Below are 4,864 nucleotides of genomic sequence, written 5' to 3'. Positions count from 1 at the left end.
CAGCCACACACATTGCCGTGATGGTTTTTCTTCTGCTGTCAGATTTGGCGTGAACTGGCATACACATACACGCCTTGCTTTACTTTCTTGCTGTGCAGGCCTTTCCGCTGCTTGAGGATGATCAGTACGATGCCTCCCGACAGGACGGCAGCCAGTATGACCAGCCCGGCTACGAAGCCGGCCAGACAGTAGGTGGCGATGAAGCCGGCAATGGCTCCTCCCGCCACACCTGCCGCCCAATAGATATAGCGGCCTTGCAGTCCCATCAGTTCCAGAGGCTGCTGCAGCCCCTTGAACAGCGGATAATCCGGATAATGTTCCTCACTGCCCTTCATCGCCTTTTTAGTTTTAGATGTCAATGCCGAAGAACATGGGCAGCGCTTGGGCAGCCGCAATCAGGAAGAGGCAGGCACCCACAATCATCATGATCTTCTTCTTCACGTCCTGTTCCTCGTTGTTCATGGCGATATACACTGATATGGCTCCGATGATGGCTACCACACCTGCAATGGCATAGCAGAGCTTGACCATGACCGGCACATATTTCACGATTTCCTCTGCTACGGTGGACAGGGCCGTCGTACCGGCCGAGTAGTCTCCGGCCGTGCTTTGGGCCATAGCCGGAATACCGCCCGCCAGGGTCAGGGCAAGCAGGACTGCCTTGTTCGATACTCTCTTGAAACTCTCTTTTGCCTTGCGGCTCATCTTTTTGATTTTCTTCAACATACTTGTCTTTGTTTTTGAGTGATACTTATTGTTTTTTTATTGCTGTTTTGACTGCTTCTTATGGTTTGTCGGTCTATATGCGATAGCCGAAAAGAGCCGGGAATACGATGGAGGCTCCGATGATGAAGAGACAGGCTCCGACCAGTGAAACGATGGATTTCACAACACCGTCTTCGCCCGTATTCATCTTGATATAGATCTGAAGTGCGGAAACAACCACAAACACGGAGGCGATAGCGTAGCAGACATACAGCACATAGAGCATCATCGTTACCACGAAGTCGTGCATCGTCGCCAGCGCATCCGCACCCCAGCTGTAGTTTACGCTGCCGCTCTTGGCCATTGCCGCAGAGGGGATCAGGCACAGCAGACACAGTATTTTTCTTGTTCTCGGCATGCTACAATCGGTCTTTTAAAGGTTTCCATTCCAGTTCCGGACGGTTGTCTGTCTTGCCTTTGGCAATCATGGCCCTGTAGAGTTCTTCATTCGTGAATGCGTCTGACAGGTAGGGCGTGGTTTCTTCCATCTGCTCCTCCATCCGGGCCTTCAGGCGTTCCAGTTTCTCTTCCATGGCAGTTTCCCCGGTGCCACCGGCACGCTCTGCCTCCTGTGGTGCAGGCATGACAGCGAATCCGACCTCCGTTTCATACTGCTCGTCACCCACATGGAAGCCCGTGTCGCTTTCCGTTACCGTGACACTCTGTTCCTCTTCCGGGTCGCCGAGGTCAAACACCTCTTCTTTCGGTTTGTCTGTTCCCTTTTTTCCGTATAGGTCCTGTACGATGATGACCGCATAATAGATGGCATAGACTACTGTAAGGACAATGATGAAAATGAAATATGATTTCATATCGTTTATTTAATATGATTATTATATAAATATGATTCGCAAAATAAAGACGGATAATTGTAATTGTGAAAAGATTATCTATAAATCAATACGTTTTTATATAAGATTTCTCCAAAATCTTAAAATCATATTCAAAAATCATATTCTAATCAATATTTGAAGGACAAAACAAGAGAGGTCGGAAAATAAATAGAGGACAACTCTTACAAGTTGTCCTCTTTATTATGCGCACATCAATGGGTTATTCGGAGTACTCTATTTCTGAAAGCCATGCCGTTTCCTTTATCCATTGACAGATGTAATCCCGATGAACTACAGTCTTTTTCCACGCAGGTAGTCGTTCAGGTCCTTGTAGCCGGTGTAGCGGACGGACTCGTTGCAGACACGGCTGTCATACAGTCCGGCGATGGTCTCCACTGTCTTTTGCCCGGCAAGGTCATTGTCAAGGTAACAGTGGATTTGTCCGTAACCTTGCAGATGCGCCAGCGTCTTTCTGAGGTTGCCGACCGAGTTCATCACCAGGTAGTCGCAGGGTACGTCGATACAGACGGTGCTGTCCTTCATCTGCCGGAGTGTCAGGTAGGATAGAAAGTCCATGAATCCCTCAAACAGGCAGATGCAGCTCTGCACTTCACCGTGCAGGTGCGGTATCAGGGATATGTCCTTGCTGTTGATGCACCCCTTGTAGTAGGCGTTGCGCACCTCGAAGCCGCCGGAGACGTTTCCGAAGGCCAGTGCGAAATAATGCCGCTGGCGCAGTTCGTAATGGATCTCCTTGCAGAACATCCGTCCGATGTCCGCATCAATCATCCTCGACTGGAGATACGAGAGCAGAGCATGGTGTCGTAGAGGAATGACCATCAGGTTCTTCATGTCGGCTTCCACCGGACGGGGCGGAGCGGCAGGCAACCGTATCCTCGGCAAAGAGGCATTACCGGCAGTCCGTTCGATGTAGGCAAGTGCCTCGCTCACGCTTCCCATTCCGCAAAGGTACCTTCCCAATTCCACCAGGTCACCGCCGATCGCTTCACCAAAGTCGTACCATTCATTTTCCCGGTCATTGACCTTGAACGAAGGTGAGACCTCTTTCCGCAGCGGCGAGAGATACCAGTACTGCTCCGATTTTACATACTGCGCATGGTGCCCGAGCCGGGCCAGGAAATCCACGATACGCACACTTTTTGCTTCTTCTATGTTCATGGCTGTTTCTTTTCACTTGTTTGCACAAAACCAGTTTAGTTTGGTTTATGACCCTATATAGATAGATACTAAATTAAACTGAATTATATAGGCCCGCGCCCGGCATCATTCTTCCTCGAAAAGCATGGTTTCCGCAGGGGTCATGTCGTAGTAGAAAAGCTTGTCCCGCTTGACGACCAGTTTCAGGGTGTCCGTCAGGTACTGCAGCAGCTTCACCATCACGTTCCGTCCGCGCTTGAACCCGATGGTCTCGTAGGCGACCATCATAGCCTGCAGCATATTCTCGAATCCGCGGATGGGCTTGTCCCCGAATGCGGAGGAGAGGGCTTCCCGGTGCTGCTCTACGGTCAGATCCATAAATCCCGTCCGCTGTTTAGGTTTCGCGCATGGGAGGCTGTCGGACAGGTGTCCTTCTGCGAGAACCGGCAGGCCGCTCTCGTTGACCGTAAAGGCAAAGGGCTTGAACTCTTTCTCCCGGATGTGCAGCGCATGTACCTCGCTGATGTTCGGCTGCTCGCTGTTCTTGCTGATGACCAGCACGGTCTCCGCCTTGTTGCTCATCTCCGTACCTATATGCCCCCGGACATTGTTGTCCCCTTTGTTCAGATGCAGCACGCAATGGATGTGCAGGTCATATTTCGACGACCATTCCATCATCTTGTTGATGACTTCCACCGATTCGCTGGTGCTGTTGATGTCGAGCATCAGGTCACGTATGCCGTCGATAATGACCAGGCCATAGCCTTTCCTCTGCCGCAGGGCGTAGTCGATGACTCCGATGCGTATCGCCGGCGAATATTCACGCAGGCAGATGAAGTCAAGATTCTCGCTGTCGGTTGTCGGTGGCAGTCCGGCCAGCCGCAGGATACGTGCCAGTACGTTGTGACAGTGGAAGCGGCTCTGCTCCGTGTCCACATATAGGATTCTCTGCTTTCCTTCGGGCAGGTGCGCCCGGTAGTTCAGCACCTGCTTCCCGGCCAGCGATGCGGCGACAATGGCTGAGACATTGAATGTTTTCTTCGATTTGGCTTTGCCGGTCGATGCACTGAAGTTACCGAGTGTGGCGATGGTAGAGTTGTCAATCCAGATGATTTGCGGCGGCGTTTCGTAGGTATCTGCGGCACGGATCTGTGAGGCGGAGAGAATGTTTGACAAGAGACACTCCTCCGGTCCCATATCCAGACTGGGGTCAGTTCTTCTTTCGTTTTCCATAACGTCTCTGGTTAAAGAACGGTTGGGCAGCTGCCGCTTCGTTTGCCATGCGTGCCGCTTCCTCCGCTGTCGGTTCATAATTCTGCTTGAGCCATTTGTCCAGCTCCTCCTTGGCGAAGTAGAGCATCTTGCCGCGTGGCTTGAAGTGTGGAATCTCCTTGCTGGAGGTCAGTTTGTAGAGCATGCTTTCGGATATACCGATATACATGCAGGCCTCCTGGAAGGTGAATACCCCCTTGGTGGTATAGATGTTCTTTTCCAGCAACGTGATACGTTCCAGCAGGCTTTCCACCGGATCCAGTTTCTTCAAGATAGTCTCAATGTTGGTGAGACGTTCACTCAGCTGTTCCATAAATGTCAATCTGTTGTTTTGCATACGAATGATTTTTTAAATTAGACAATGGAAGTATGTCCTCCGTTATGTAGCGCGCTAACGGAGGGCAAAGGTAGGGCAGGAAAGCTATATTGCTTCAATCTGCAGATTGATAGTTGGGAAGTGTCAATGCAACTATCAACCTTTTACCTTTCACATACTTCACTTCTTGGCACTTTTTGTCATTTTGCCAGTTCATCCACGGCCTGTTGTATACCATAGGCTGCCGATGTCATCTTCTTCCGTAGGGCGGTCAGGGAAGACGAAAGGTTCGACTGGCTGACGAATCCCTTTCCGCTCTTGCGGACCAGTAACCGTCCTGCTTCCAAGGTACTCTGCCATTCGTATCTGATAAGCGAATGTTCGAGGAGCGAATTGAACAGGATTGCCACAAGCCGGAGTTTGTTCACACGGATGCTGAACCCTTTCCGGCAGGCAAACAGGGCTTCCATATCCTCGACACGTACGTCAGAAACGCAAAACAGATGATAAGCATTGGCAC

General features: G+C 50.8%; 8 protein-coding genes. All 8 read right to left on the bottom strand.

Translation table 11 applies throughout. The annotated features are described in order from the left end of the window. Positions 1–38 precede the first annotated feature (38 nt). Positions 39–335, bottom strand: coding sequence for a hypothetical protein (locus tag HMPREF0673_RS11685; protein ID WP_007902719.1), 297 nt, complete (start codon positions 333–335; stop codon positions 39–41). Between the two features lie 13 nt (positions 336–348). Then, positions 349–726, bottom strand: coding sequence for a DUF4134 domain-containing protein (locus tag HMPREF0673_RS11680; protein ID WP_007902717.1), 378 nt, complete (start codon positions 724–726; stop codon positions 349–351). Between the two features lie 73 nt (positions 727–799). Beyond that, the gene (locus HMPREF0673_RS11675; RefSeq protein WP_040596945.1) at positions 800–1,123 is read right to left on the bottom strand and encodes a DUF4134 domain-containing protein; all 324 of its coding nucleotides are present in this window, start codon (positions 1,121–1,123) and stop codon (positions 800–802) included. A 1-nt stretch (position 1,124) separates the two neighbouring features. Next, positions 1,125–1,577: a hypothetical protein gene (locus HMPREF0673_RS11670; RefSeq protein WP_007902712.1), complete on the bottom strand. Its 453-nt coding sequence runs from the start codon at positions 1,575–1,577 to the stop codon at positions 1,125–1,127. A 312-nt stretch (positions 1,578–1,889) separates the two neighbouring features. After that, the gene (locus HMPREF0673_RS11665; protein WP_007902709.1) at positions 1,890–2,777 is read right to left on the bottom strand and encodes a toprim domain-containing protein; all 888 of its coding nucleotides are present in this window, start codon (positions 2,775–2,777) and stop codon (positions 1,890–1,892) included. A gap of 105 nt (positions 2,778–2,882) precedes the next feature. Further along, the gene (locus HMPREF0673_RS11660) at positions 2,883–3,989 is read right to left on the bottom strand and encodes an AAA family ATPase (protein ID WP_007902707.1); all 1,107 of its coding nucleotides are present in this window, start codon (positions 3,987–3,989) and stop codon (positions 2,883–2,885) included. Continuing rightward, positions 3,967–4,365, bottom strand: coding sequence for a helix-turn-helix domain-containing protein (locus tag HMPREF0673_RS11655; RefSeq protein ID WP_007902705.1), 399 nt, complete (start codon positions 4,363–4,365; stop codon positions 3,967–3,969). The genes HMPREF0673_RS11660 and HMPREF0673_RS11655 overlap by 23 nt, the downstream gene beginning before the upstream one ends. Before the next feature lie 179 nt (positions 4,366–4,544). Continuing rightward, positions 4,545–4,864, bottom strand: a 320-nt coding sequence (locus HMPREF0673_RS14935) for a hypothetical protein (RefSeq protein ID WP_007902703.1), incomplete at its 5' end; no start/stop codon positions are given.

It is taken from the genome of Leyella stercorea DSM 18206, from assembly GCF_000235885.1.
GTDB lineage: Bacteria > Bacteroidota > Bacteroidia > Bacteroidales > Bacteroidaceae > Prevotella > Prevotella stercorea.
This window is presented reverse-complemented; position numbering and strand designations above follow the sequence as displayed.

What these genes read in the sequence shown, in the direction of transcription:
- HMPREF0673_RS11685 (WP_007902719.1), bottom strand. Translation starts at nt 335, where the DNA reads ATGAAGGGCAGTGAGGAACATTATCCGGATTATCCGCTGTTCAAGGGG.
- HMPREF0673_RS11655 (WP_007902705.1), bottom strand. Translation starts at nt 4,365, where the DNA reads ATGCAAAACAACAGATTGACATTTATGGAACAGCTGAGTGAACGTCTC.
- HMPREF0673_RS11680 (WP_007902717.1), bottom strand. Translation starts at nt 726, where the DNA reads ATGTTGAAGAAAATCAAAAAGATGAGCCGCAAGGCAAAAGAGAGTTTC.
- HMPREF0673_RS11660 (WP_007902707.1), bottom strand. Translation starts at nt 3,989, where the DNA reads ATGGAAAACGAAAGAAGAACTGACCCCAGTCTGGATATGGGACCGGAG.
- HMPREF0673_RS11665 (WP_007902709.1), bottom strand. Translation starts at nt 2,777, where the DNA reads ATGAACATAGAAGAAGCAAAAAGTGTGCGTATCGTGGATTTCCTGGCC.
- HMPREF0673_RS11675 (WP_040596945.1), bottom strand. Translation starts at nt 1,123, where the DNA reads ATGCCGAGAACAAGAAAAATACTGTGTCTGCTGTGCCTGATCCCCTCT.
- HMPREF0673_RS11670 (WP_007902712.1), bottom strand. Translation starts at nt 1,577, where the DNA reads ATGAAATCATATTTCATTTTCATCATTGTCCTTACAGTAGTCTATGCC.